Genomic DNA, 22,307 nt, shown 5'->3' with positions numbered 1-22,307 from the left:
CTGAGACATGACGAACGGCGAAGGCCGACACGGCCGGCACTACGCGATGCGCGACGAACTCGTCGCCCAACTCCGGCGAGACCTCATGGGACCGGGGCCGGGGGGCGACGACGAGGTTCTGACGCAGGACCCGCCGATCACGACCTACCCCGTCGGGGTGCTGTTCCCCCGGCCCTCGACGGAAGAGGCGGAGGAGGAATTCGCCGCCGTCCGAGCCGAGGACGACGGTCTCGACGACGTGCCTGTCCAGCGACGCCTCGACGTCGAGGACCACGGACCGGATCTCGGAGTCGCGCTCGCCACCAACCGGCGGCCGTCGTCCATGGGGCTCACCTTCGCCGTCGACCCCGCCCTGTCGCCCACGATCCTGGTGACCACCGAGGCCGCCGCGTACGACCCGATCGATCCGCAGGGCCGACCGATCTCCGCGAAGCGTGCGGAGGCCCGAAGCACGTCCGACCAGTCCGAACACTGGCGACGACGCCCGCTGGCACTGCGTCCCGTGACGATCGACGTGACACGCACCGGCATGTTCCGGCCGGACCCCCTCGGCGACGGCGTTGAGCTTCGGGCACTTGTACGTCCTCCCTCGGGACCGGACGCCACCGTCACCGTGACCGTCACCTTGATCAACGAGAAAAGGGTCGGTGAGCACGAACTTCAGGACGCCTTCTCCCTGTACCAGCCTCGCCTGACTGTGACCTGCCCCAACGGTGAGCGGGCGTTCGTGGAGCGGCCGGCCACCAGGGGACCGGTCGACCCGGAACAGGGCGCAAGCAGGCTGCTTCACCGGTATGCGCCCACGTTCGCCATGGGCCATGGTTGTGCCGCCGACTGGGACTGGACCCCGGCGCCTGTCGGCGCTCCACCTGCCGAGCGGTCCGCCGTCGCCGCGCTACGGACGGAGTTCGTACCCACTCATGACGTACTCCTCACCGACTCCAACCCGGAGATCGACGATTCGGCACTCACCATGCAAGGTCTGGCGTCCGGTGCGGATTCCGACGTTCTCGGTGCCCTTGACGATCTGTTGACGGGATACGAGAGGTGGATCGGGAGCAAAGCGAAGGAAGTCGACACCCTGAAGGGCACGTCTTTCGAGGCCCCCGCAAGGGAGCAGGTCAAGCAGTGCCGTCAAGCACTGGTGCGCATGCGGTCCGGCGTCCAGGTACTCAGGGATGAACCCGATGCCCTGAAGGCCTTCCGCCTCGCCAACCTGGCGATGGCCCGGCAGCGCGCCCGTGGCGAGTGGATCAGGAACGGCCACGTCGGTTCGCCCGACGACAGCGCGGGACGATGGCGCCCCTTCCAGGTGTCCTTCATGCTCCTGTGTCTGGAAGGAATCGTCGATCCGACACACCCGGACCACGAGATCGCCGACCTGCTGTGGTTCCCCACCGGTGGCGGCAAGACGGAGGCGTATCTCGGACTCATCGCCTTCATCACGTTCCTGCGTCGTATGCGGCTGAAGGAGCGCGGCGCGGGCGTCACGGTGCTCATGCGCTACACCCTCAGGCTGCTCACTCTGCAACAGTTCGAACGCGCCACAGCCTTGATCTGCGCCATGGAGCGGATCCGGATCGAGCATGTGGCGACCCTGGGCACCGAGCCGATCTCGATCGGGATGTGGGTCGGTCAATCCGCCACCCCGAACAAGCTCTCGGTTGCGGCGGCCAGTCTGACGGACCTGCGGGGCGGTAAGGCGCTCCAGGAGAAAAACCCCGTCCAACTCCACGCCTGTCCCTGGTGTGGCGCCCGCCTCGACGCGTACCAGTACGAGGTGGACGAGGAGGCCTGTCGGATGTACGTCCGCTGCCCCGACGGTGCCTGTGACTTCCGCAACGGCCTCCCCGTCCATCTCGTGGACGAGGCCGTGTATGACGCCCGTCCCACACTGGTGATCGCGACGGTGGACAAGTTCGCCGCGATGCCTTGGCGCGAAAGAACGGCTGCCCTCTTCAACCGCGACCGCTCGGACGGAACCCCCCCGCCCGAGCTGATCGTCCAGGACGAGTTGCACCTCATCTCAGGACCTCTGGGCACTCTCACCGGACTGTACGAAACGGCGGTGGACCTCCTTTCCGATCGTCCGAAGGTCATCGCTTCCACAGCGACCATCCGACGCGCGACCGACCAGGGCAAGGCGCTGTTCGATCGAGCGGTGGCGCAGTTCCCCCCGGCGGGACTCGACGCACGCGACTCCTGGTTCGCCGTCGAGACCCCCCGGGAACGAAAGGCCAGCCGCCAGTACATCGGCCTCCTCACACCGAGTACGAGCCAGTCCACACTGCTCATTCGTACGTACGCGACACTTCTGCACCAAGCGATGCGGGCAGACACGACCGAGGACGTGCGTGACGCGTACTGGACGCTTGTCGGGTACTTCAACAGCCTCCGGTTGTTGGCGGCGGCCGAACTTCAGGTGCACGACGACGTCGAGGCATATCTGGAGTACCTCGCGGACAGGGACGGCGTCGAGAAGCGGACGATCAAGGAACAGACAGAGCTGACCAGTCGTGCGAACTCCAGCGAAGTCCCGGCCCGACTCAAACAGATCGAGCGGCGGCTTCCTCACGACGAGACGGTGGATGTCCTTCTCGCGACCAACATGATCTCCGTCGGAGTGGACATCGACCGGTTGGGACTGATGGCAGTGATGGGTCAGCCACAGACGACCGCCGAATACATCCAGGCCACCAGTCGGGTCGGCCGACGGCATCCGGGACTGGTGGCCGTCATGCTCAACTCGGCACGCTCCCGCGACCGTTCGCACTACGAGGGCTTCCGGCACTTCCACTCGGCCCTCTATCGCGAGGTGGAGTCGACCAGCGTCACGCCGTTCTCCTCCCGTGCCCGTGACCGTGGTCTGCACGCGGTGATCGTCGCCCTCGCCCGCCTGCTCATCCCCGTCGCCCGACCTGCGGACGGTGCGGGCAGGATCGACGAGTTCCGAGAAGAACTCGAACGGAGGGTCAAGACACCACTCCTGGAGCGGGTCCTGAGGGTGAACAAGGACGAGTATGAGGCGACGCGTGATGCGTTCGACGAATTCGTCGAGGACTGGTCCGCCCAGGCCGAGGCGAACGGCGGATTGGTGTACGAATCCCCACGTGGTCGAAGAACACCCTCTCTTCTGTGTGCCTTCGACGACGAAACCAATGAAACGGCGTGGCACACACTGTGGAGTCTGCGCGATGTCGACGCCGAGTCCGCTCTCTTCTTGGAGGCATCCCGATGACCCCGCCGCCCGCCCGTCGTCGCCGAGGAAGCTCGCCCGAGCGCAGCTTTCCGCGACGCGGTTCGGTCCGACGTTCACAGATGATCACGACGTACGGAGTCGGCTCGCTGATCGCTGTCGACAACGAGTCGTTCATCGTATGCGGGACAGATTCCTGGAATGTCAACGACGCACCGAGAATCGACGAACATCGACTCGCGCAGAATCTCGGGGTGAAGTATTTCCGACTCCCACCCGCCTCCGACGACACGAGCAGGGACGGGGTGAGGGTCCGCCGTTTCCCACTGTGGCACTCTTGCCCGAGATGCGGCACCTTGCAGCATGTGCGCGGCTTCAACTCTCCACCTGGTAAGAACGAGTGCGGGGACTGTGAGGAGGAATTGGTCCCTTCGCGCTTCGTCATGGCCTGCGCCCGCGGGCACATTGACGACTTTCCCTACTGGAAATGGGCGCACCGCAACAACCGCCGAATCGGCGAGACCGGCCTGTGCGGAGGAAAGATGCGCCTGCGGTCCAGCGGAAAGACGGCATCACTTCGCTCCATCCTGATCTCCTGCACCTGTGGTGTCCCCGAAGTTTCCATGGAAGGCGCTTTCCGCAGCAGGGCTCTGTCCGAGCTCAAGGTCCGCTGCGACGGCAGACGTCCATGGCTCAAGAATGACCCGGTCAAGCCATGCACCGAAGCGCCGAGAACCCTTCAACGAGGCTCGTCGGTCGTATGGCACCCGATCGTGAAGACCGCACTGTCGATCCCCCCGTGGAGTGGCGGTCTCGCCGCCCGCCTGGCGGACCATTGGGACGAATTGCGCGTCATGACACGCGACGAAATCAAGATCTATCTCAAAGCCGTCACCATCAAGGAGTCGTACGAGTTCTCCTTGGACTCCGTACTCGAACTCCTAGAGGCAGAGAGTCACGAGGACGGAGAAGATGTCGATGAGCAAATCAAGGACAGTTCCCACGTCGCCCTGCGTAGGAAGGAATACGAGCGACTGATCGAAGGGAAATTGGAGAGCTCTGCGGATCGGGAGGAACAGTTCATCTGTGAGCCGCCGAAGGCGTCGGCGTCGGCCTTGACGCCTTACGGATTGACGGGTCCGATGCTGGTGAAACGACTCCGTGAGGTTCGGGCGCTCACGGCATTCTCCCGGGTCGACACTCCGGACACACATTCCGATGTCCACAAAGCCGAGTTGTTCCTGACTCCCCAGGAGTGGCTTCCCGCCATGGAGGTCCAGGGCGAGGGGGTGTTCCTCCGACTCGACGAGCGGCGACTCGACGCGTGGGCACAGAACATCGCGGTGGCCGCCCGGGTGGAACGCATCAGGAACAACCAGCTACGCCGGCTACGCGTGCGTACCGGAGACCCTACGGCCGCCCCGGCCTCACCTACGACGCCTCGCTCGGTGCTGCTGCACACACTCGCGCACGTTCTCATCAACGAGTGGAGTCTGGACGGCGGTTACCCCGCCTCCTCGCTTCGGGAACGGTTGTACGGCGACGACAACATGGCTGGACTCCTCATCTACACCGCGACCAGCGACTCCGCCGGAAGCCTCGGCGGCTTGGTCGCACAGGGCGAACCGAACAAACTTGAAACATCTCTGCCGTCCGCATTGAGTCGGGCCAGGTGGTGCTCGGCCGATCCGCTCTGCGTGGAATCGGAGGCCAGTGGTGCCGACAGTGTCAATCTGGCCGCCTGCCACGCGTGTGTCCTGTTGCCGGAGACAAGCTGCGAGTTGAACAACACCCTCCTCGATCGCGCACTGTTGATAGGGACACCCGACGACCCATCGATCGGTTTCTTCCACGACTCATAACCACTCCGAGGGGAAGTCCGATCCTCCGCGCGCATCGCCGAGGCCGGGCAGTCGGCCAATCTCAGCGGATTTCTTCGAGTTGGGCCTCGAAGCGGGTCTGGGCGCGGTCCAGGGATTCGTCCGGGTCGCAGCCGTGGGCGCGGAGCCAGTGGAGGACGTCCGCGATCAGGTCGATCGCCGCCTTCTCCGCCAGCGCCGCCGACAGGGGGCTCGCCTCTTCCGGCGTGGGGTTCTGAGCAGCGCCGTGTCGGACGATGCTCATCTCGGCATGCGCGATACGTGGATTCCTCGGCTGCCCGCTGGACGCTCCCGCACCGGTGGGCAACTCACACCACACCGCCTTGGAGTCGACCCGGGAGATCACACCCCACCGGTCGGACACCGCGTCGAGGATCATCAGGCCGCGGCCCGACTCCGCGTCGGACAGGGGGGCGAGGAGCGTGGGCATCGCTCGGGCGTCCGGGTCGCTGAGTTCGATGCGGAGGTGGATCCCGTCCGTGGAGACCGCGAGAGTGACCGGGGTCCCTACGCCGATGTGGTTGATGACGTTGGCGACCAGCTCCGAGACGCAGAGCTGAGCGAGATCCTCCAGATCCGACAAGCCCCAGAGCGAGAGGTGCAGTCGCACCGCCCGGCGCACCCGGGGGACCGCCTGCGGCTCCGCCGTGAACGCCACCTCCCACGGGCGCCGCTGCACGCAACCACTCTCCTGGTAAATGGCCATGCTCCTGCTCCTTCCGTCGGGCGCCCGATGGCGTCGCGTCCGATGTGAGCCTGCGGTGACAGTCCGTCACTCGTTGTGACAGGATGACAGTGGGCATCCCGAGATGCAATGTGCACGAAGGGATTCCCTCTAACGAGTGATTGGCGTGAGCCATCCGTTCCGATGGGATGGAACCCCCGTTGCCGCAAGAGGAGTTGCCATGGCCGGATCACCCACCGCACGTCGTCGTCGCTTGGCGATCGAGCTCAGGAAGCTGCGCGACGAGAGCGGGATGACCTGCAATCAGGTCGGCAAGGAGCTGGACTGGAGCGGTTCCAAGGTGAATCGCATGGAGACCGGGCAAGGGCGGGTACAGCCGTCGGACGTGGACGCGTTGTGCCGCTTCTACAGCACGTCCGACGAGCTTCGCGAGTTGCTCAAGGGGCTGGCCAAGGAGTCGAAGACCAAGGGCTGGTGGCACGCGCACGGTGACGCCGTGCCGTCATGGTTCTCGGTGTATGTGGGGCTGGAGCAGGCCGCGTCCAACTTGCGTACATACCAAGGTGAGTTCATTCCCGGTCTGTTGCAGACCGCCGAGTACGCAACCGAGTTGAGCAAGGTCACGCCCGACCAGGATCACGACGAGATCCCTCGCCAGGTCGATGTGCGCATGCGTCGACAGGAGTTGCTGACGAGCGGCACCGCTCCGGACTTCTGGGCCGTGATCCACCAGAGCGCCCTCATGCACGTCATTGGCAGCGGACAGGTGATGGGCGAGCAGCTCGAACGTATGCTGGATATCGGAAGGCAACGCAACGTGACCTTGCAAGTCCTGCCGTACGACGCCGGGGCGTACCCGACGACCGGACCCTTCACAGTGCTCGGTTTCCCCGAGCAGGAGGACCCGGATGTGGTCTATCGGGAAGGGCTGACAGACTCCATCTACCTCGAACTCCCGGCACACGTACGTATCTACACGAAAGCCTTCGACCACCTCAGGGCTCTGGCTCTGAGCCCCCAGCAATCAGCAGTACTGATCCGATCAGCCTTGGAGGGACACTCCCCATGACCGCGTCCACCACCGACCCCCAGTGGCGAAAGAGCAGCTACAGCAACGGAGCCGGCGGAGAGTGTGTCGAGGTCGCCGAGTCGGGCGGTGGTACCGCCGTGCGGGACTCGAAGGTGCCCCACGGGGCGCGGATCGCCGTGCGGCGCGCCGCCTGGGGTGACTTCGTCGGCGCGCTGCGGGAGGGGCGGCTTGGTTGAGGGGTCAGCGGTAGTCGTCCGGGTGGTTCTGCATCCAGGCGTTGATCTTGTCGCGGGTGCCGATCAGGTCCGTGCGGTTCTTTTCGAGGTTCGGGGTGGATCTGTCGTCGCCCAGGGTCTTCCAGAGGTTCGCCGTCCAGGCCAGGGGCTTGTCGAAGTGGGACGGGCCCTTCGGGTCGGCCTTCATGGCGGATTCGAGGCCGGTGAGTTCGTCGTGGACGCGGCCGAGGAAGTAGTCGCAGTTGCCCGGCACGCAGTCGTCGTTCAGCGTGGCCTGGAGCGTGGCGAAGGCGTCGCGGACCTTGACCGGCGCCGGAGTGAGCGTTGAGGTCGGCGCCTCCGGGATCGGGGCGGCGGCCTTGGTGGGCGGGGACGACGGTGCGGTGTCGGCCCGGGGCGGGGTCGCGGAGCGGGGCTCGGGGTCGGCACCGGAGCAGGACATCAGCGTCGCCGCCAGGAGCACGACGAGTGCGGTGGCGCGGTGAGTTCGGCGTATGTGCATGGTGGTCCCCCTCAGGCTCGGTGCCGTCGAGCCTATCCCTGACGGGTCGTCGGCTCAGCGGCGGAGCACCCGGAGTCGGGCCGCGCGGGTGGTGGCGAGGTGAAGGCGGGTGAGGACCGCGGCGATCAGTTCCTGGGGGGGGTCGCGGACCAGGGACGGGGTCACGCTCAGGACCGACACCCCGTGGGACTCCAGCCGCAGGCGGCGGCGGAGGGCGGCGCGGTATTCCGCGATGCCCAGGTGGTACTCCGCCGAGTCGGCCTCCAGGGCGACGCCCTCGTGGGGCCAGTAGGCGTCCGGGGGGGCCAGGAAGGTGCCGGCCGGGGTGAGGAGCGTCCGGTTCCGGAGGGGGTCGGGGATGTCGGCGGCGAGCAGGGTGTCGCGGGTCTCGCCCTCGGCGAGGGAGCGGACGCCGACGCGGAGGTCGTCCATCACCGCGCGGGCCGCCGGGTTGCGCAGGGCGTGGGACGCGCGGAGTTCGGCGCGGAGGTCGTCCGGGTGGCAGCGGCCCCGCTGCACCGTGCCCACCAGCAGTACGCGAATCCGGTCCGGGGACGGCTCGTGGGCGGCGAAGTCGGAGGCCGCGCGGACCGCGCGGACGCGGGGGATGCCCTCGCCGCGCAGGGTCGGTGACGCGGCGGGCGGACCGGACGGTCCGGTTCACCCGCCCAGCGCGTGCGAGATCGTGTAGATCAGCAGGCCCGCCAGGGCGCCCACCACCGTGCCGTTGATGCGGATGAACTGGAGGTCACGGCCGATGTGCGCCTCGATCTTCTTGGACGTGTGCTTGCCGTCCCAGCTCGCGACGGTGTCGGAGATCAGGGACGTGATCTCGCTCCGGTACGTCGTCACGACGTAGTCCGCCGCGTCCTCCACCCAGCCCTCCAGCTTTCGCTGGAGCCTGCCGTCCGTCGCCAGCCGGGCGCCGAGCGAGAGGAGGGAGGCGCGGGCGCGCAGGCGCAGTTCGCTGTGGTCGTCCTCGGCCGCCGCGATGATCATCGCGCGTACGGAGGACCAGGCCGACGCGATGATGTCCTGCACCTCGGGGCGGGTCAGCAGGTCGGACTTGAGGCGTTCGACACGGGCCCGGGTCTCCGTGTCCGACTGGAGGTCGGAGGCGAAGTCCTTGAGGAAGCGGTCGATCGCGCCGCGCGCCGGGTGCGTCGGCATGTCGCGCATCTCCGTGACGAAGCGCAGCAGTTCCTTGTAGACGCGGTCGCCGATCCGGCGGTCGACGAAGCGCGGGGTCCAGCCCGGCGCGCCGCCCTGCACCGCGTCCATCACCGAGTCGCCGTGCTCGACCAGCCAGTCGTGGGCGCGGGTGCAGATCAGGTCGACGGCGCGGTGGTGGGCGCCGTCCTCCACCACGCGTTCCAGTGTCTTGCCCATGCCGGGGGCGACCTCCACGGCGTCCGCGCGGCGGGTGATCGCCTCGCCCACGACCGCCTGGACGTCGTTGTCCCGCAGAACGGTCAGGGCGCCGCGCAGGGCGGTGGCCAGTTCGGCGGTGACGCGGTCGGCGTGCGCGGGTTCGGCGAGCCAGGCGCCGAGCCGGCCGCCGATGCCCAGTCCGCGCAGCCGGGTCCGTACGACGTCGGAGGAGAGGAAGTTCTCCCCCACGAACGAGCCGAGGGAGGCGCCGAGTTGGTCCTTCTTGTTCGGGATGATCGCGGTGTGCGGGATCGGCAGGCCGAGCGGGTGGCGGAAGAGGGCCGTGACGGCGAACCAGTCCGCGAGCGCGCCCACCATCCCGGCCTCGGCCGCCGCCGCGACATAGCCGGGCCAGCCGGTGTGGCCGGAATTCTCGGCCCAGGTGGCGAGGATGTAGACGAGGGCGACGAGGAGCAGCAGACCGGTGGCGGTGGCCTTCATACGGCGGACGCCGCGCCGCTTCTCCTCGTCGGCGGCGGTGAATCCGAGCGAGCCGAGCGGGGAGAACGGCGAGCGCCTGCCGGGGGTGGCGGAGGAACCGGGAGCGGCCGGGGCGTCGGCAGGGGCCGAGGCGGTGGCCGAGGCGGTGGGAGGGGCCGAGGCGTCAGGAGGGACCGGAGCGCCGGGGCCGGGCTCGGACGGCGGGCGTGCCGGGAGGGCCGTCGCCGGGCGACCCGCGCGTACGGGGTCCACCGGTCGCTCCTCAGTAGGAGGACGGTCGTCCGCAGACGAGCGGTCGTCGGCCGTGCCGGAGCCTCGTGCCCTGTCCGGATCGGCCGGATCGCGTCGTTCCATTCACTCCACCCATCCGCGTACGAGCCCTGTCGTCCCCGTACCCCGCCGTGCCCCGCCTGTACGCATTCTCCCTGCCTCTGGTACTCCCGGCGCGCACCACGAGTTCCCGCGCCATGCCGGATGATGTCCTTTGTACGTAGGTGAGGGAGACACGGGGGACATGAGCGGACAACGGGGATTCGCCCTGCTCGCGGGCCTGGTGACGGTCGTGGCGCTGGTGTGCGCCACGATATTCGCCGGGGTGGGCGCGCTGGGCGGCGGCGGGGGCCGTGACCTGGGCGGCGGCAGCGGCGATCGGGCGACAGCAGCCGGGAGCGGCGCCGGGGACGGTGCGCGGGACGGCGCGGGCACGGGCACCGCCCGGGGAAGCGGCGCGGGAAGCGACTCGGGTGGCGAGGCGGGAAGCGGCTCGGGCGGCGGGCGGGCCCGTACGCCCGTGGGTTCCGCCGCACCCGTCTCCGCCGACGCGTGGGTCGGGACCTGGGCCGCCGCGCCCGCCGGGATCGAGCCGGGTGCGCCCCACGGCCATGCCGGGCGTTCCCTGCGTAACGTCGTGCACACCAGCATCGGCGGCACCGCCGCCCGCATCACCCTCTCCAACCTCTTCAGCCGCCGGGCGCTGCTGATCGGCCGTGCCTCGCTCGCCGTCTCGGCCGGGAACGGGAGCGCGGGCGCCGCCCCGGGCACCCTGCGGGTCGTCACCTTCGGCAAGAAGCGGTCGGTGATCGTCCCGCCGGGCGGTCGGGTGGTCAGTGACGCGGTACGGCTCCGAGTACCGCCGGACACCGATCTGCTGGTGACGGTGCACACGCCGCTGCCCGGTGGTCCCGTCACGTACCACCCGCGTGCGCTGCGGACCTCGTACACGGCGCGCGGCGACCGCACGCTGGACGGCGGCGGCGCCCCGTACACCGGGCGTGTCCCGGTCTGGCGGTATCTCACCGCCGTCGACGTGCTGAACCGGCGGGCGCGCGGCTCGGTCGTCGTCATCGGCGACTCGATCACGGACGGCGTCGGCTCCTCGTACGACGCCGACCGCCGCTGGACCGACACGCTGGCGGACCGGGTGCGGGACAGCGGTCTGGGCGTGCTCAACGCCGGCATCAGCGGCAATCGGGTCCTGCGCCGGAACCTCGCCGCGGGCAAGGGCCCGAGCGGCGTCGACCGGTTCGGGCGCGACGTCCTCGGGCAGTCGGGCGCCGAGGTCGTCTTCGTCGCGCTCGGCATCAACGACATCATCGGCCGGCCGCACGAGACCGACCCGGAGCGGATCGTCGCCGGGCTGCGGTCCCTCACCCGTCAGGGGCGCGCGCGGGGGCTGCGGGTGGTCGGCTCGACCCTCATGCCGTTCGGCGGCAGTCCGCGTCACAGCGACGCGGGGGAGGCCGTGCGGGACCGGGTCAACGAGGCCATCCGCGCGGGCCGGGTCTTCGACCGGACCGTCGACTTCGACCGGCTGCTGCGCGATCCGTACGCCCCCGACCGACTGCGGCCCGACTACGACTCGGGCGACGGTCTGCACCCGAGCGACGCCGCGTACCGGGCGATGGGGCGCTTCGTGGACCTCGGGGACCTGGTGGGCAGGGAGCCGGCGCGGCTCTGAACTCCCCGGCCGTGTCCGGTCGCCCGGCCGTGACCGGTTCTCCGGCGACGTCCGGTCCCCCGGCCGCCGGCTCCGCGTCGGCCCCGTTCCGTGAAGACTCCGTTCCATGACGGGCGGTGGAGCGGGGGCGGCCGGTGAGGGCTCCCGTGGATCAGTCCAGTTCCTTGCGGAGCCGGTCCTTCTCCAGCTCCGCCTTCTTGCGCTCCTCCTTGAGACGGCGCTTCTCCGTCACCCTCATCTTGCGCTCGACCCCCACGCCGCCCATCATCGCGAACCCCGTGATGATCACCCGTGGCGATCCCGGGCTCACCTCCGTGGTCTCCCCGCTCTCCCCGAAGCCGCCCATCAGCCCGAAGCCGCGCACGTTGACGTCCATGTCCGGCGGTACGGTCACATGGACGCCGCCCATCACCGCGAAGCAGCGGATGACCACGTCCCGCTCCTCGAACTGGGCCTCCCGCAGGTCGATCTCGCCGCCGCCCATGCAGGCCGCCGCGACGAACTTCGGCCCGACCGTCCACGACCCCTTGCGGTTGAAGCCGCCGAAGATGGCGAGCGCCCACTTGGAGGTCGCGGCGCTCCGGCCGATCCGCGCCGGCCAGCCCCCGCGCCGGTCGTCGATGCCGGGCCGCGCGAGGTCGCCGGTGGAGCCGGGCGCGGGCAGATCCCGTACCAGCGGCTGGAGTTCACCGTGCGTACGGGCCTTGAACGCGGCGTCGAGACGGGTGTCGAACTCCTCCATGTCGATGCGCCCCTCCGCCACCGCTTCGCGCAGCAGTTCGGCAACACGCTCGCGCTCGGAGTCCGAGGCGCGCATCTCAGGAAGTTCATTCGTCATGTTGTCAGCCTAGTCAAAGGTGAGGCAGACGTCACAGCGCCGGGCAGCACGCGGGCCCCTCGCTTCGCAGCGCCGCGCACCGCGCGCGTTCCGTCGAACAACGGCGCCGGGCGCCACGCGCGTTCCGTCGAGTGACAAGCGCCTGGCGCCGCGCGGGCTCCCGCGCGTCGTCACACGGGACGCCGCGCGGGCTCCGGCACCGTCCTTCGGGACAGCATCGTCGCGATGACCGACTCGATGTCCGGCTCCCGCACCGACAGATCCATCAGCGGATACTCCGCCGCGATCCGCGCCACCAGCGGCGCCGCCGAGGCCGCCGCCGGAAACGCCAGCCACTGCCGGGGCCCCTCCACCTTCACCACCCGCGCCCCCGGCAGCTCCACCGGCGGCAGCTCCCGCTCCAGGTCCACGACCAGCGTCCGCTCGCTCCCGCCCACCTCGTGCAGCCCGGCGAGCGCCCCGTCGTACACGAGCCGCCCGTGGTCGATGACCATCACCCGCGCGCAGAGCTGCTCGATGTCGGTGAGGTCGTGCGTGGTCAGCAGGACCGTCGTACGGCGCTCGGCGTTCAGCTCCCGCAGGAACTCACGGACCCGCGCCTTGGAGATCACGTCCAGCCCGATCGTCGGCTCGTCCAGATACAGCACCTCGGGATCGTGCAGCAGCGCCGCCGCGATGTCGCCGCGCATCCGCTGGCCGAGCGAGAGCTGGCGTACGGGGACGTCCAACAGCTCGCCCAGTTCGAGCAGTTCGACGCAGCGGTCCAGATTCTCCCGGTAGCGCCGGTCGGGGATGCGGTACATCCGGTGCGCCAGCCGGTACGAGTCGATCAGCGGCAGGTCCCACCACAGGGTGGTGCGCTGGCCGAAGACCACACCGATCCGGCGGGCCAGCCGCGTACGGTCTCGCGACGGGTCGATCCCGGCGACCCGCAGCCGGCCCGCGCTCGGGGTGAGGATGCCGGTGAGCATCTTGATGGTGGTGGACTTGCCGGCGCCGTTGGGGCCGATGTAGCCGACCATCTCACCGCGCGCCACGCCGAAGCTGATGCCGTCGACGGCACGCACCTGGTGTCTCTCACGGCGCAGCAGGCCCGCCCGTTTCCGTACGTCGAAGACCTTCTCGATGCCGTCCAGCCGGATGAAACCGGAGTCGTCCGCGTCCATGTCCCCGTGCCTTCCTCTCCTGATGTCTCTTCCCGAGGTTCTTCTCCGAGGTCTCTCCCGAGGTCTCTCCGAACGGCCTTAGCTTCCCGTGCTGCGGTACGCCCGCAGCCCCGCCCGCCACGCCAGCCCCGCCAGCGCGCAGCACCCCGCCGCCACCACCGGCGGCAGGAACGCCACCCAGTCCGGCAGCCCCAGCGGGTCCTCGCGGTCCAGCACGTACAGCGCGGGCAGCCAGTTGACGAAGGCCAGCGGCAGGACGAACGTCACCCCGCGCACCAGGTCCTTCGCGAAGACCGTGGGCGGGTACTGGAGCAGCGTGTTGCCTCCGTACGTGAAGGAGTGCTGCACCTGCGCGGCGTCCTGCGCCCAGAACTGGAACGCCGCCCCCGCCACGAACAGCGACGCGAAGATCGCCGTGCCGCTGAGCACCATCATCGGGATCATCGCCACCTTCAGGGGCGTCCACGCGATGTCCAGCGCCGTCAGCGCCCAGCCGAGCACCAGCAGACCCTGGGTGACCCGGCCCAGCCGCCGCAGCGCGAAGCGGTCGGCCGCGACCTGGGCGAGCACCGGCGCGGGCCGCACCAGCAGGGTGTCCAGCGTGCCGTCCCGGATCCGGCGGCCCAGCCGGTCCGTCGAGCCGACGAACAGGTCGGTGAGGCCGAAGGCCGTACCCGCCGCGCCGTACAGGAAGGCGACCTCGGGCAGCGAATAGCCGCCCAGCCGGTCGACGTGCGAGAACATCAGCAGGATCGTCACGAAGTCGAACCCGGTCACCGCGAAGTTGGCGAGGGCCGTCAGGGCGAACGACGTGCGGTAGGTCATCGTCGAGCGCACCCACATGGCGACGATCAGGCCGTACGCGCGGGGCCCCTCCCACAGAGGCGAGCGCCACCGCCCCTCGCCGGCCGGCTCCGCGCCGCCGGCCGCCCCGTACCGCCGCTCACCGACCACCGTGCCCGCGTCGTCAGCCACCCTGCACCACCACCCGTCGCATCGCCACGGCCTGGAGCAGCCGCCCCAGCGCCAGCAGCGCCAGCGCCCAGCCGATCTGGAAGGCGAACGCCTCGATCAGGCCCCACCCGGTGCGCCGGCCCAGGAACACGTCCGCCGGGATCTGGAGCAGCGACGACCACGGCAGCACCCTGGCGATCTCGCCCAGCAGGCCGGGGAAGAGCGTCAGCGGCAGCAGCATCCCGGAGAAGAACATCCCGGCCAGGAACGAGACATGGCCGGCGCCCGCGCCGTCCAGCAGCCAGAAGGCGGACAGCGCGACCAGGTAGCGCACGCCGAAACCGACCACCACGCCCAGGAACACGGACAGCAGGAACGCCAGCCAGATCAGCGGCCGGCCGGGCAGCGCCAGGTCGAAGGCGAGCGCGCCGACCCCCATCGGAACGATCCCGCGGCCCAGCAGTTGGAAACCGGCGCGCCCCAGGTCGGCCGCGAGCCACCACAGTTGGAGGTCGGCCGGGCGGTAGAGATCGATCGCGACATCGCCGGTCCGGATGCGCTCCATCAGCTCGTCCTCGAAGCCGCCGCCCATGATCGCGCAGGTCGTCAGCAGCGCCTGGCCGAGCCAGGCGTAGGTCAGGGCCTGGGAGAGGTCGTAGCCGCCGAGGTGGGGCCGCTCGTCCCAGAGCGCCGTGTAGGTGTACGCGATGATGAAGCCGAACACGGTGTTGGTGAACACCCCGGCGGCGGTGGCGATCCGGTACGTCGCGTGGCGGCGGAACGCGCCCGCGGCGACGGCCGCGTACAGACGCACGTCAGCAGTCCTCCTCGGCCCTGTTGTGTGTGAGCGCCCGCGAACGCGCGCGCGTGGTCGTCCGTCTGCGTGCTGGTCCTGCGTGTCCGTGCCCGTGCCCGTGTCCGTGCCCGTGTGCGCGTGCGTGCGGTCCTGCGTGCCCGTGCCTGTGTGCGTGTGCGTGTGGTCCTGCGTGTCCGTGCCCGTGCCGTCCTGCGTGCCCGTGTGGCTGTGCCCGTGCGTGTCCCGTGACGTACGTGTCCGGTCGTAGGTGCGCGTGTCCCGTTACGTGTGGTCGCCCCGTGCCGTTTCCGCTGTAGGGCACCAAAGCGCAGGACCCTAGCCCAAGGGGGTCAGCCACCGCGAGCGGTTATCCGGACGGCGGCCCCGGGCCGGTTCGACCGTGTTTCATGGTGGCGCAGAAGAATCGCCCGTACCGCCCGTTATCCCCTCATTGACCCGGTCGAGGAGCCTCCGCACACATGAGCGACGCGCAGCAGCGGGGCTGGGACCCGCGCGACCCGACGGACCGCGGCTCAGGCTCAGGCTCCGGCTCCGGGTCGGGCTCCGGCTCCGCCGGGAGAAGGACCGGCCGCAAGGGGCGTCGCAAACGCACCGGCTGGCGTCGTGCCCTGCCGACCTGGCGGATGCTGCTCGGCGCGTTCCTGCTGTGCGCGATCGTCCTCATCGGCGGATTCATCGCCGGGTACACGCTGGTGAAGATCCCGGCGGCGAACGTCGCGGCCGTCGCCCAGTCCAACGTGTTCCTGTACGCGGACGGCGGCCAGATCGCCCGCGACGGCGAGGTCAACCGGGAGAACGTGCCGCTCTCCCAGGTCCCGAGGCCCGTACGCCGCGCCGTACTGGCCGCCGAGGACCGGGACTTCTACAACGAGCCCGCCGTCGACCCGCAGGGCATGGTGCGCGCGGCGTGGAACACCCTCACCGGCAAGGGCACCCAGGGCGGCTCCACGATCACCCAGCAGTACGTGAAGAACTACTACCTCGCCCAGGAGCGGACCCTCGTCCGCAAGGCGAAGGAGTTCTTCATCGCGATCAAGCTGGGCCGCGAGGAGAGCAAGGCGCAGATCCTGGAGGGCTATCTCAACACCAGCTACTTCGGGCGCAACGCGTACGGCGTCCAGGCCGCCGCCCACGCGTACTACGGCAAGGACGTCCAGCAGATCGACACGGCGGAGGGCGCGTTCCTGGCCGCCCTGCTCAACGCGCCCAGCGCGTACGACGTGGCCCTGCACCCGGAGAACAAGGGCCGGGCGGAAGGCCGTTGGAACTACGTGCTCGACGGCATGGTGAAGGAGAAGTGGCTCGGCCCCGACGAGCGGGCCGCCATGGTCTTCCCCGTACCGGACGAGGCGAAGCCGTCCACCGGTCTGTCGGGACAGCGCGGCTATCTGGTCCAGGCCGTGCAGGACCACCTCACCGGCAACGGCATCCTGGACGACAAGACCCTGGCCTCCGGCGGCTACCGGATCACCACCACGTTCCGGCGGCCCATGCAGAGCGCCCTGGTCGAGGCGGTCGGCCGGCAGGTCCTGTCGAAGGTCGACGACAAGCGCCCGGCCGACCGCGACGTGCGCGTCGGCGCCGCGTCGATCGACCCGGCCACCGGGGAGGTCGTCGCGATGTACGGCGGGGTCGACTACACCCGGCAGTACGTCAACAACGCGACCCGCCGGGACTACCAGGTGGGTTCCACCTTCAAGCCGTTCGTGTTCGCCGCGGCCGTCGAGAACGGCTCGCACACCCAGGACGGCGAACAGATCAGGCCCGACACCGAGTACGACGGCACCAACAAGCGCATGGTGGAGGGGCCCGACGGGCCCACCGGCTACGACCCGGCCAACGAGGACGACGTCTCGTACGGGCAGGTCAGCGTCAGCGAGGCCACCGACAAGTCCATCAACGCCGTGTACGCGCAGATGGCCCAGGACGTCGGCCCCGGCCGGGTCCGGGACACGGCGGTCCGCCTCGGGCTCCCCGACGACACGCCCGACCTCACCGAGTCGCCGTCCATCGCGCTCGGCCCGGCGACGGCGAGCGTGCTGGACATGACGGAGGCGTACGCGACACTCGCCAACCACGGGCGGCACGGCACCTACACGATGGTCACGAGCATCACCAAGAACGGCCGCACGGCCGAACCGCCGCGCGGGCGGGCGGTGCAGGCCGTCAGCCGTGAGGCCGCGGACACCACGACGGCGATCCTGCGGAGCGTGGTGGAGGACGGCACGGGGACGGCGGCGCGGTCCGCGAACCGCCCGGCGGCGGGGAAGACGGGCACGGCCGAGAACGACAAGGCCGCCTGGTTCGCCGGGTACACGCCGGATCTCGCGACCGTCGTCGCGCTCATGGGCGCGGACCCCGAGACGGCGCGGCAGCGGCCGCTGTACGGGGCGCTGGGTCTGGCGCGCGTCAACGGGGGCGGGCCGCCCGCGCGGATCTGGGGCCAGTTCACGGCGGCGGCGCTGAAGGGCACCGAGGCCACGGACTTCGACCTGACGCCGGCGGAGGGCATGGAGTCCGTCCCGCCGTCGGACGACGAGTCCGGCCGGCCCGACGGCCCGTCGTCGTCGCCGGGCCGGCCGGAGAGCCCGGGGACGTCGGAGCGGCCCCGGGCGCCGGGCACGGGCGGGGGCACCGGCGGGGGCGGGACCCGGCCCCCGGGACAGACCGACGGCGGCGGAGGCGGCACCGGCACGGACGGCGGCGCCGACGTCGGAACGCAGGGCCGGACCCGGGGCCAGGACCAGGACCAGGACGGGACGGACGGTCTGACGGACGGGTTCGTCGGAGGCGGAGCAGGAGGCGGGGACGGCGGCGGAGGCGGGGGTGGCAACGGGGGCGGTGGGAGCGGCGGGGCGGACGGCGGTACGGGCAACGGACCGCCCGGTGTCCCCGGCTTCTAGTGACCCGACGTCATCTTCAGGCCCACCACGGCCACCAGCAGCAGACACACGAAGAAGATCCGCGCGGCCGTCGCCGGTTCGCCCAGCACCGCCATCCCGACGACCGCCGCCCCGGCCGCGCCGATCCCGACCCACACGCCGTACGCCGTACCGATCGGCAGGGCCTTGGCGGCCTGCGCGAGCAGCAGCATGCTGGCGACGATGCCCGCGCCGGTGAAGAGGCTGGGCCACAGCCGGGTGAATCCGTCGGTGTACTTCATACCGACCGACCACCCGACTTCGAGCAGACCGGCGACAACGAGCAGAACCCAGGCCATGACGGCACCTCCGGCGGAGCGCGGACAACGGGTGCGTCGTCTTTACCTTTGACCCGGTACGGCGCGTCTCGTCGGGGTCCCTCCAACGTAGCAAAGGAACGCCGGAAGGGCCGGTGACCAAGGTCACCGGCCCTTCGGGCACGTGCTTACAGGTACAGCCCCGTCGAGTCGTCCGAGCCCTCGAAGCGGTCCGCCGCCACCGCGTGCAGGTCGCGTTCGCGCATCAGGACGTACGCCACGCCCCGGACCTCGACCTCGGCACGGTCCTCGGGGTCGTACAGCACCCGGTCCGAGGGCTCCACCGCCCGGACGTTCTGGCCGACGGCCACCACCTCGGCCCAGGCGAGGCGCCGTCCCACGGCGGCCGTCGCCGGGATGACGATCCCACCGGACGAACGCCGTTCTCCCTCGGGGATGTCGGTCCTGACCAGCACCCGGTCGTGCAGCATCCGGATGGGCAGCTTGTCGTGCGAGGTGCCGGGAGAAGTGTCGCTCACGCCGACGAACCTACCCGCCCGCCCGCGCCCCGTACGCCGGAGGGGTGACGCGGGGGGCTCAGAACCGGCGGCGGCGCGCCGACATCGTGAGCAGACCCACCAGGCCGACGGCGATCAGCGCGATCGGGACGAGCCGCTCCAGCCGGGGGGCGCCGTCCTCCGAGACGAAGGTGTCCCGCACGCCCGACACCGTACGGTTCACCGCGACGAACGCCCGGCCCGCGGTCTGGTCCACCCGGGAAACCACCCGGGCCTTCGCGTCGCCCACGATCGTCTGCGGGTGCACCCGCACGCCGATCTCGTCGAGCGTCTCGGCGAGCTGGTCGCGCCTGCGGACGATGTCCGCCTCGATCTGCGCAGGGGTCCTGGCATCCGACACCGCGCTGCCTCCGTGGTCGTGGTCCGGTGGGTTGGTCCTTCGATGCTCCGCCTTCACGGACAGTCTGTCAGCTCGGCCGCGCTCGCACCCCGCGGCGCCCCTACTACGCTCGCACTGATGCATCCGGGCGCCAGTCCGCCCCCGTACCGAGGAGAACCATGAGCGAGCGACTTCAGCCCGGCGACACCGCCCCCGCCTTCACCCTGCCCGACGCGGACGGCAACGAGGTCTCGCTCGCCGACCACCTGGGACGCAAGGTCATCGTCTACTTCTACCCCGCGGCGCTTACCCCCGGATGCACCAAGCAGGCGTGCGACTTCACCGACAACCTCGGCGTGCTGGCCGGCGCGGGCTACGACGTCATCGGCGTCTCGCCGGACAAGCCGGAGAAGCTGGCCAAGTTCCGCGACAAGGAGAACCTGAAGGTCACCCTGGTCGGCGACACCGACAAGTCGGTCCTCACCGAGTACGGCGCCTTCGGCGAGAAGAAGCTCTACGGCAAGACGGTGACGGGTGTCATCCGCTCGACGGTCGTCGTGGACGAGGAGGGCAAGGTCGAGCGCGCGCTGTACAACGTCCGCGCGACCGGCCACGTCGCGAAGATCATCAAGGACCTCGGCATCTGAGGTCCGGCTGCGACAGCCGGGTCCACCGCGGGTGGGCCCGGCAGGGGGCCGGGCGGGCGTGACGATCCGTCCGCGGGGCGGTCGTGACCATCCGAACAGCGGTTCGTTGATCCGTACGAGGCGGCGAACGTGCGGCCGGATGCGGAGGGGGCCCGTGGGGCCGAGATATACGCGCGAGACACTGCGGACAGCCGCTCGCTCGACCACGAACCTGGACGAGGCGTTGTGCCTGCTTGGCAGAACCCCGACACCGGCCCGCCGTGGCTATCTTCGCCAGAAGCTGACGGAGTGGGGCATAGACACGGCTCACTTCACCTCGGGACGCGTCCGGCACACGGAAGAACGGTTGCGGGCGGCCGTCGCCGCGTCGACAAGCGTCAAGGACGTACTGAGGCACCTGGGCATCAGCCCGGTGGGCGGCAATCACGCGCACATCAACCGGCGTATCGCGGCGCTGGGAATCGACACGGCGCATTTCGCCCAGAGGCCGCGACGCTCGAAAAAGCCTGGTGAACTCCTCCGCCTCGGTCTCCCGGAGCAAGGCCGCACTCCCGGAGCGCGCCTGCTGCGGGAGCTTCTGCTGGGCGGAGTACCGGAGTCCTGCGCGATGTGCGCGACCGGCGCGACCTGGAACGGCCGGCCGCTGAGACTGCAGGTCGACCACATCAACGGCGACTGGTGGGACAACCGCGCTTCGAACCTGCGACTGCTCTGCCCCAACTGCCACGCTGTGACGGACACGTATCGCGGCCGGAAGCGAGGGCCCGGGACATGAGCCTCAAGTATCCGGCGGAAGTGCTCGCGCGAGCCGCCGAGGAATCCGTCAGCCTTGTCGATCTGATGCGCCGAGTGAACGCCCCCCTGGGCAGCAACACACGCGCCTACCTTCAAAGGCGGCTGGACTTCTACGGAATCGACACGTCGCACTTCGCCGACGAGTCACTGCCCGCGCGAGAACGCCGCAGCTACTCCGAAGAGTTACTGCGTGAGGCAGCCGCCCAGGCGCACAGCATCCGTGAAGTGCTGGAGTACCTGGGCTTCCCGCCGGAGAACAGCCCGTACGGCCACATACGCAAGCAGCTCGACCGCTTCGGCATCGACACCTCCCACTTCGTCACGGCACGGCGTCACAGGCCGACGACCACGTCCCGAGCCGAACTGGTCGGCGCCGTCGTCAAATCCAGCAGCCTGGCGGGCCTGCTGAGAACTCTCGGTATCGCCGATAGTTCCACCGCCCGTGCGCAGCTGAAACGGAGTCTGGCGACACACGGCATCCCCGTCGCTCACTTCACCGGGCAAGCGCACGCCCGGGGCGTTCCGTCCGCACGTCGTAAGTCGGCGGCCGATCTTCTGGTTCACCTCCCGCCGGGGTCGGCGCGAACGAAAACCGCGACGCTGAGACGCGCGCTCGATGATCTCCACGTGCCGCACCTGTGCGCCACCTGCGGTATCGGCACCCTCTGGCAGGGCAAACGCCTCGTACTACAGATCGATCACGTCAACGGGGACCGGCTGGACAATCGCCGCGAGAACCTTCGGTACCTCTGCCCCTCGTGCCACAGCCAGACGGAGACTCACTCGTGCCGGGCCAGTCGTAGAAAACCTCGCGAGCCGGCGCCCGGGGCTCAAGTAAAGTGAGGGGGACGCGCCCGTACTCCAACGGCTAGAGAGGCTAGTTTTAGAAACTAGTGGTTGTCGGTTCGAATCCGACCGGGCGCACCAGGTATCAGCAGCCCGCGACCTTCGAAACCAAGGTCACGGGCTCTCTGCTGTGATCCGGCTCAGCCCAGCAACTCCCGCACCACCGGCACCAGGGCGCGGAATGCCTTGCCCCGGTGGCTGATCGCGTTCTTTTCCGACGGGGTCAGTTCGGCGCAGGTGCGGGTTTCGCCCGACGGCTGGAGGATCGGGTCGTAGCCGAAGCCTCCCGTGCCCGACGGGGTCGTGCGCAGGGTGCCGCGGAGTTGGCCCTCGACCACGTGCTGGGTGCCGTCCGGGAGGGCGAGGGCCGCCGCGCAGGCGAAGTGGGCGGTGCGGTGGGCGGGCGCGATGTCGGAGAGCTGGGCCAGCAGGAGGTCGAGGTTGGCGCGGTCGTCGCCGTGGGTGCCCGACCAGCGGGCCGAGAAGATGCCGGGGGCGCCGCCGAGGACGTCTACGCAGAGGCCCGAGTCGTCGGCGACGGCCGGGTGGCCGGTCGCGCGGGCCAGGGCGTGCGCCTTGAGCAGGGCGTTCTCGGCGAAGGTGACGCCGGTCTCCTTGACGTCCGGGATGTCGGGGTGGGCGTCCGCGCCGACGAGGTCGTGGGTGAGACCGGCGTCGGCGAGGATGGCCCTGAGTTCGGTGATTTTCCCGGCGTTGCGGGTGGCGAGAAGCAGGCGGGTCATGGGGCCGATTATCCGCGCGCCCGCCGGGTGCTCGGTCACCGGCACCGGCACCCGCATCGTCACCGGCA

At 69.8% G+C, this 22,307-nt stretch carries 21 protein-coding genes, 1 tRNA gene and 1 riboswitch; of the genes, 10 read left to right on the top strand and 12 right to left on the bottom strand.

Features of this window, described 5'->3' with window-relative positions:
* Window positions 1-7 precede the first annotated feature (7 nt).
* Window positions 8-3,238 carry a helicase-related protein gene (locus tag OG875_RS20375; RefSeq protein ID WP_330175647.1) on the top strand — a complete coding sequence of 1,077 codons (3,231 nt, stop codon included), beginning with the start codon at window positions 8-10 and terminating at the stop codon, window positions 3,236-3,238.
* Entirely contained in the window at window positions 3,235-5,058 is a 1,824-nt protein-coding gene (locus OG875_RS20370; protein WP_330175646.1) for a DUF1998 domain-containing protein, read from the top strand. The genes OG875_RS20375 and OG875_RS20370 overlap by 4 nt, the downstream gene beginning before the upstream one ends.
* Window positions 5,059-5,119: 61 nt before the next feature.
* On the opposite strand, the gene OG875_RS20365 is transcribed toward OG875_RS20370, so the two are convergent.
* Window positions 5,120-5,782: an ATP-binding protein gene (locus OG875_RS20365; protein WP_330175645.1), complete on the bottom strand. Its 663-nt coding sequence runs from the start codon at window positions 5,780-5,782 to the stop codon at window positions 5,120-5,122.
* 199 nt (window positions 5,783-5,981) lie between these two features.
* Here OG875_RS20365 and OG875_RS20360 point away from each other — a divergent pair, with 199 nt between their 5' ends.
* Together OG875_RS20360 and OG875_RS20355 are read left to right on the top strand one after the other, a co-directional pair.
* Complete coding sequence (locus OG875_RS20360) at window positions 5,982-6,830, top strand: helix-turn-helix domain-containing protein (RefSeq protein WP_330175644.1); 849 nt, start codon at window positions 5,982-5,984, stop codon at window positions 6,828-6,830.
* Window positions 6,827-7,027 carry a DUF397 domain-containing protein gene (locus OG875_RS20355; RefSeq protein WP_330175643.1) on the top strand — a complete coding sequence of 67 codons (201 nt, stop codon included), beginning with the start codon at window positions 6,827-6,829 and terminating at the stop codon, window positions 7,025-7,027. Before OG875_RS20360 ends, OG875_RS20355 begins: the two co-directional genes overlap by 4 nt.
* A 4-nt stretch (window positions 7,028-7,031) precedes the next feature.
* Here OG875_RS20355 and OG875_RS20350 read toward each other — a convergent pair whose 3' ends face one another.
* From OG875_RS20350 to OG875_RS20340, 3 genes are all read right to left on the bottom strand, one after another.
* Window positions 7,032-7,529 carry a hypothetical protein gene (locus OG875_RS20350; protein WP_330175642.1) on the bottom strand — a complete coding sequence of 166 codons (498 nt, stop codon included), beginning with the start codon at window positions 7,527-7,529 and terminating at the stop codon, window positions 7,032-7,034.
* A gap of 54 nt (window positions 7,530-7,583) precedes the next feature.
* Complete coding sequence (locus tag OG875_RS20345; protein WP_330175641.1) at window positions 7,584-8,057, bottom strand: hypothetical protein; 474 nt, start codon at window positions 8,055-8,057, stop codon at window positions 7,584-7,586.
* 132 nt (window positions 8,058-8,189) lie between these two features.
* The gene (locus OG875_RS20340; protein ID WP_443079153.1) at window positions 8,190-9,755 is read right to left on the bottom strand and encodes a DUF445 domain-containing protein; all 1,566 of its coding nucleotides are present in this window, start codon (window positions 9,753-9,755) and stop codon (window positions 8,190-8,192) included.
* 160 nt (window positions 9,756-9,915) lie between these two features.
* Between OG875_RS20340 and OG875_RS20335 the strand changes: the two genes are divergently transcribed.
* Entirely contained in the window at window positions 9,916-11,358 is a 1,443-nt protein-coding gene (locus OG875_RS20335; protein ID WP_330175639.1) for an SGNH/GDSL hydrolase family protein, read from the top strand.
* 151 nt (window positions 11,359-11,509) lie between these two features.
* Here the strand turns inward: OG875_RS20335 and OG875_RS20330 are convergent, their stop codons facing one another.
* The 4 genes from OG875_RS20330 to OG875_RS20315 all read right to left on the bottom strand — a co-directional run bounded on the left by OG875_RS20330 (window position 11,510) and on the right by OG875_RS20315 (window position 15,130).
* The gene (locus tag OG875_RS20330) at window positions 11,510-12,196 is read right to left on the bottom strand and encodes a DUF1707 SHOCT-like domain-containing protein (RefSeq protein WP_330175638.1); all 687 of its coding nucleotides are present in this window, start codon (window positions 12,194-12,196) and stop codon (window positions 11,510-11,512) included.
* Between the two features lie 170 nt (window positions 12,197-12,366).
* The gene (locus OG875_RS20325; RefSeq protein WP_330175637.1) at window positions 12,367-13,362 is read right to left on the bottom strand and encodes an ABC transporter ATP-binding protein; all 996 of its coding nucleotides are present in this window, start codon (window positions 13,360-13,362) and stop codon (window positions 12,367-12,369) included.
* A gap of 78 nt (window positions 13,363-13,440) precedes the next feature.
* Complete coding sequence (locus tag OG875_RS20320) at window positions 13,441-14,244, bottom strand: ABC transporter permease (RefSeq protein ID WP_330177832.1); 804 nt, start codon at window positions 14,242-14,244, stop codon at window positions 13,441-13,443.
* Window positions 14,245-14,329: 85 nt separating this feature from the next.
* Window positions 14,330-15,130 carry an ABC transporter permease gene (locus OG875_RS20315; protein ID WP_330175636.1) on the bottom strand — a complete coding sequence of 267 codons (801 nt, stop codon included), beginning with the start codon at window positions 15,128-15,130 and terminating at the stop codon, window positions 14,330-14,332.
* A gap of 461 nt (window positions 15,131-15,591) precedes the next feature.
* On the opposite strand from OG875_RS20315, the gene OG875_RS20310 reads away from it, so the two are divergent.
* Window positions 15,592-18,036, top strand: coding sequence for a transglycosylase domain-containing protein (locus tag OG875_RS20310; RefSeq protein ID WP_330175635.1), 2,445 nt, complete (start codon window positions 15,592-15,594; stop codon window positions 18,034-18,036).
* Here OG875_RS20310 and OG875_RS20305 read toward each other — a convergent pair.
* The 3 genes from OG875_RS20305 to OG875_RS20295 form a co-directional block, all read right to left on the bottom strand.
* Window positions 18,033-18,353 (bottom strand): DMT family transporter, encoded by a 321-nt coding sequence (locus OG875_RS20305; protein ID WP_330175634.1) that lies wholly within the window; start codon window positions 18,351-18,353, stop codon window positions 18,033-18,035. The genes OG875_RS20310 and OG875_RS20305 overlap by 4 nt on opposite strands.
* Before the next feature lie 30 nt (window positions 18,354-18,383).
* Window positions 18,384-18,455: riboswitch (guanidine-III (ykkC-III) riboswitch) on the bottom strand.
* 44 nt (window positions 18,456-18,499) lie between these two features.
* Window positions 18,500-18,802, bottom strand: a complete 303-nt coding sequence (locus tag OG875_RS20300) for a GroES family chaperonin (RefSeq protein ID WP_330177831.1) — start codon at window positions 18,800-18,802, stop codon at window positions 18,500-18,502.
* A gap of 106 nt (window positions 18,803-18,908) precedes the next feature.
* Window positions 18,909-19,229 carry a DUF3618 domain-containing protein gene (locus OG875_RS20295; RefSeq protein ID WP_330175633.1) on the bottom strand — a complete coding sequence of 107 codons (321 nt, stop codon included), beginning with the start codon at window positions 19,227-19,229 and terminating at the stop codon, window positions 18,909-18,911.
* A 158-nt stretch (window positions 19,230-19,387) separates the two neighbouring features.
* On the opposite strand from OG875_RS20295, the gene bcp reads away from it, so the two are divergent.
* The 4 genes from bcp (at window position 19,388) to OG875_RS20275 (ending at window position 21,577) form a co-directional block, all read left to right on the top strand.
* A complete protein-coding gene (bcp, locus tag OG875_RS20290; RefSeq protein ID WP_330175632.1) occupies window positions 19,388-19,855 on the top strand; it encodes a thioredoxin-dependent thiol peroxidase in 468 nt (155 codons plus the stop codon).
* A gap of 139 nt (window positions 19,856-19,994) precedes the next feature.
* Entirely contained in the window at window positions 19,995-20,630 is a 636-nt protein-coding gene (locus OG875_RS20285; RefSeq protein WP_443079152.1) for an HNH endonuclease, read from the top strand.
* Entirely contained in the window at window positions 20,627-21,493 is an 867-nt protein-coding gene (locus tag OG875_RS20280; RefSeq protein ID WP_330175630.1) for an HNH endonuclease signature motif containing protein, read from the top strand. The genes OG875_RS20285 and OG875_RS20280 overlap by 4 nt, the downstream gene beginning before the upstream one ends.
* A gap of 7 nt (window positions 21,494-21,500) precedes the next feature.
* Window positions 21,501-21,577 (top strand) — tRNA-Leu (locus tag OG875_RS20275).
* 59 nt (window positions 21,578-21,636) lie between these two features.
* Here the strand turns inward: OG875_RS20275 and rdgB are convergent.
* Window positions 21,637-22,239, bottom strand: coding sequence for an RdgB/HAM1 family non-canonical purine NTP pyrophosphatase (gene rdgB, locus OG875_RS20270; protein WP_330175629.1), 603 nt, complete (start codon window positions 22,237-22,239; stop codon window positions 21,637-21,639).
* Window positions 22,240-22,307 lie beyond the last annotated feature (68 nt).

The organism is Streptomyces sp. NBC_01498 (assembly GCF_036327775.1).
GTDB lineage: Bacteria > Actinomycetota > Actinomycetes > Streptomycetales > Streptomycetaceae > Streptomyces.
This window is presented reverse-complemented; position numbering and strand designations above follow the sequence as displayed.

Bases quoted from the DNA above. Each gene is read 5' to 3' on its own strand.
- OG875_RS20375 (WP_330175647.1), top strand. From the start codon at position 8: ATGACGAACGGCGAAGGCCGACACGGCCGGCACTACGCGATGCGCGAC.
- OG875_RS20370 (WP_330175646.1), top strand. From the start codon at position 3,235: ATGACCCCGCCGCCCGCCCGTCGTCGCCGAGGAAGCTCGCCCGAGCGC.
- OG875_RS20365 (WP_330175645.1), bottom strand. From the start codon at position 5,782: ATGGCCATTTACCAGGAGAGTGGTTGCGTGCAGCGGCGCCCGTGGGAG.
- OG875_RS20360 (WP_330175644.1), top strand. From the start codon at position 5,982: ATGGCCGGATCACCCACCGCACGTCGTCGTCGCTTGGCGATCGAGCTC.
- OG875_RS20355 (WP_330175643.1), top strand. From the start codon at position 6,827: ATGACCGCGTCCACCACCGACCCCCAGTGGCGAAAGAGCAGCTACAGC.
- OG875_RS20350 (WP_330175642.1), bottom strand. From the start codon at position 7,529: ATGCACATACGCCGAACTCACCGCGCCACCGCACTCGTCGTGCTCCTG.
- OG875_RS20340 (WP_443079153.1), bottom strand. From the start codon at position 9,755: ATGGAACGACGCGATCCGGCCGATCCGGACAGGGCACGAGGCTCCGGC.
- OG875_RS20335 (WP_330175639.1), top strand. From the start codon at position 9,916: ATGAGCGGACAACGGGGATTCGCCCTGCTCGCGGGCCTGGTGACGGTC.
- OG875_RS20330 (WP_330175638.1), bottom strand. From the start codon at position 12,196: ATGACGAATGAACTTCCTGAGATGCGCGCCTCGGACTCCGAGCGCGAG.
- OG875_RS20325 (WP_330175637.1), bottom strand. From the start codon at position 13,362: ATGGACGCGGACGACTCCGGTTTCATCCGGCTGGACGGCATCGAGAAG.
- OG875_RS20310 (WP_330175635.1), top strand. From the start codon at position 15,592: ATGAGCGACGCGCAGCAGCGGGGCTGGGACCCGCGCGACCCGACGGAC.
- OG875_RS20305 (WP_330175634.1), bottom strand. From the start codon at position 18,353: ATGGCCTGGGTTCTGCTCGTTGTCGCCGGTCTGCTCGAAGTCGGGTGG.
- OG875_RS20300 (WP_330177831.1), bottom strand. From the start codon at position 18,802: ATGCTGCACGACCGGGTGCTGGTCAGGACCGACATCCCCGAGGGAGAA.
- bcp (WP_330175632.1), top strand. From the start codon at position 19,388: ATGAGCGAGCGACTTCAGCCCGGCGACACCGCCCCCGCCTTCACCCTG.
- OG875_RS20285 (WP_443079152.1), top strand. From the start codon at position 19,995: ATGCGGAGGGGGCCCGTGGGGCCGAGATATACGCGCGAGACACTGCGG.
- OG875_RS20280 (WP_330175630.1), top strand. From the start codon at position 20,627: ATGAGCCTCAAGTATCCGGCGGAAGTGCTCGCGCGAGCCGCCGAGGAA.
- rdgB (WP_330175629.1), bottom strand. From the start codon at position 22,239: ATGACCCGCCTGCTTCTCGCCACCCGCAACGCCGGGAAAATCACCGAA.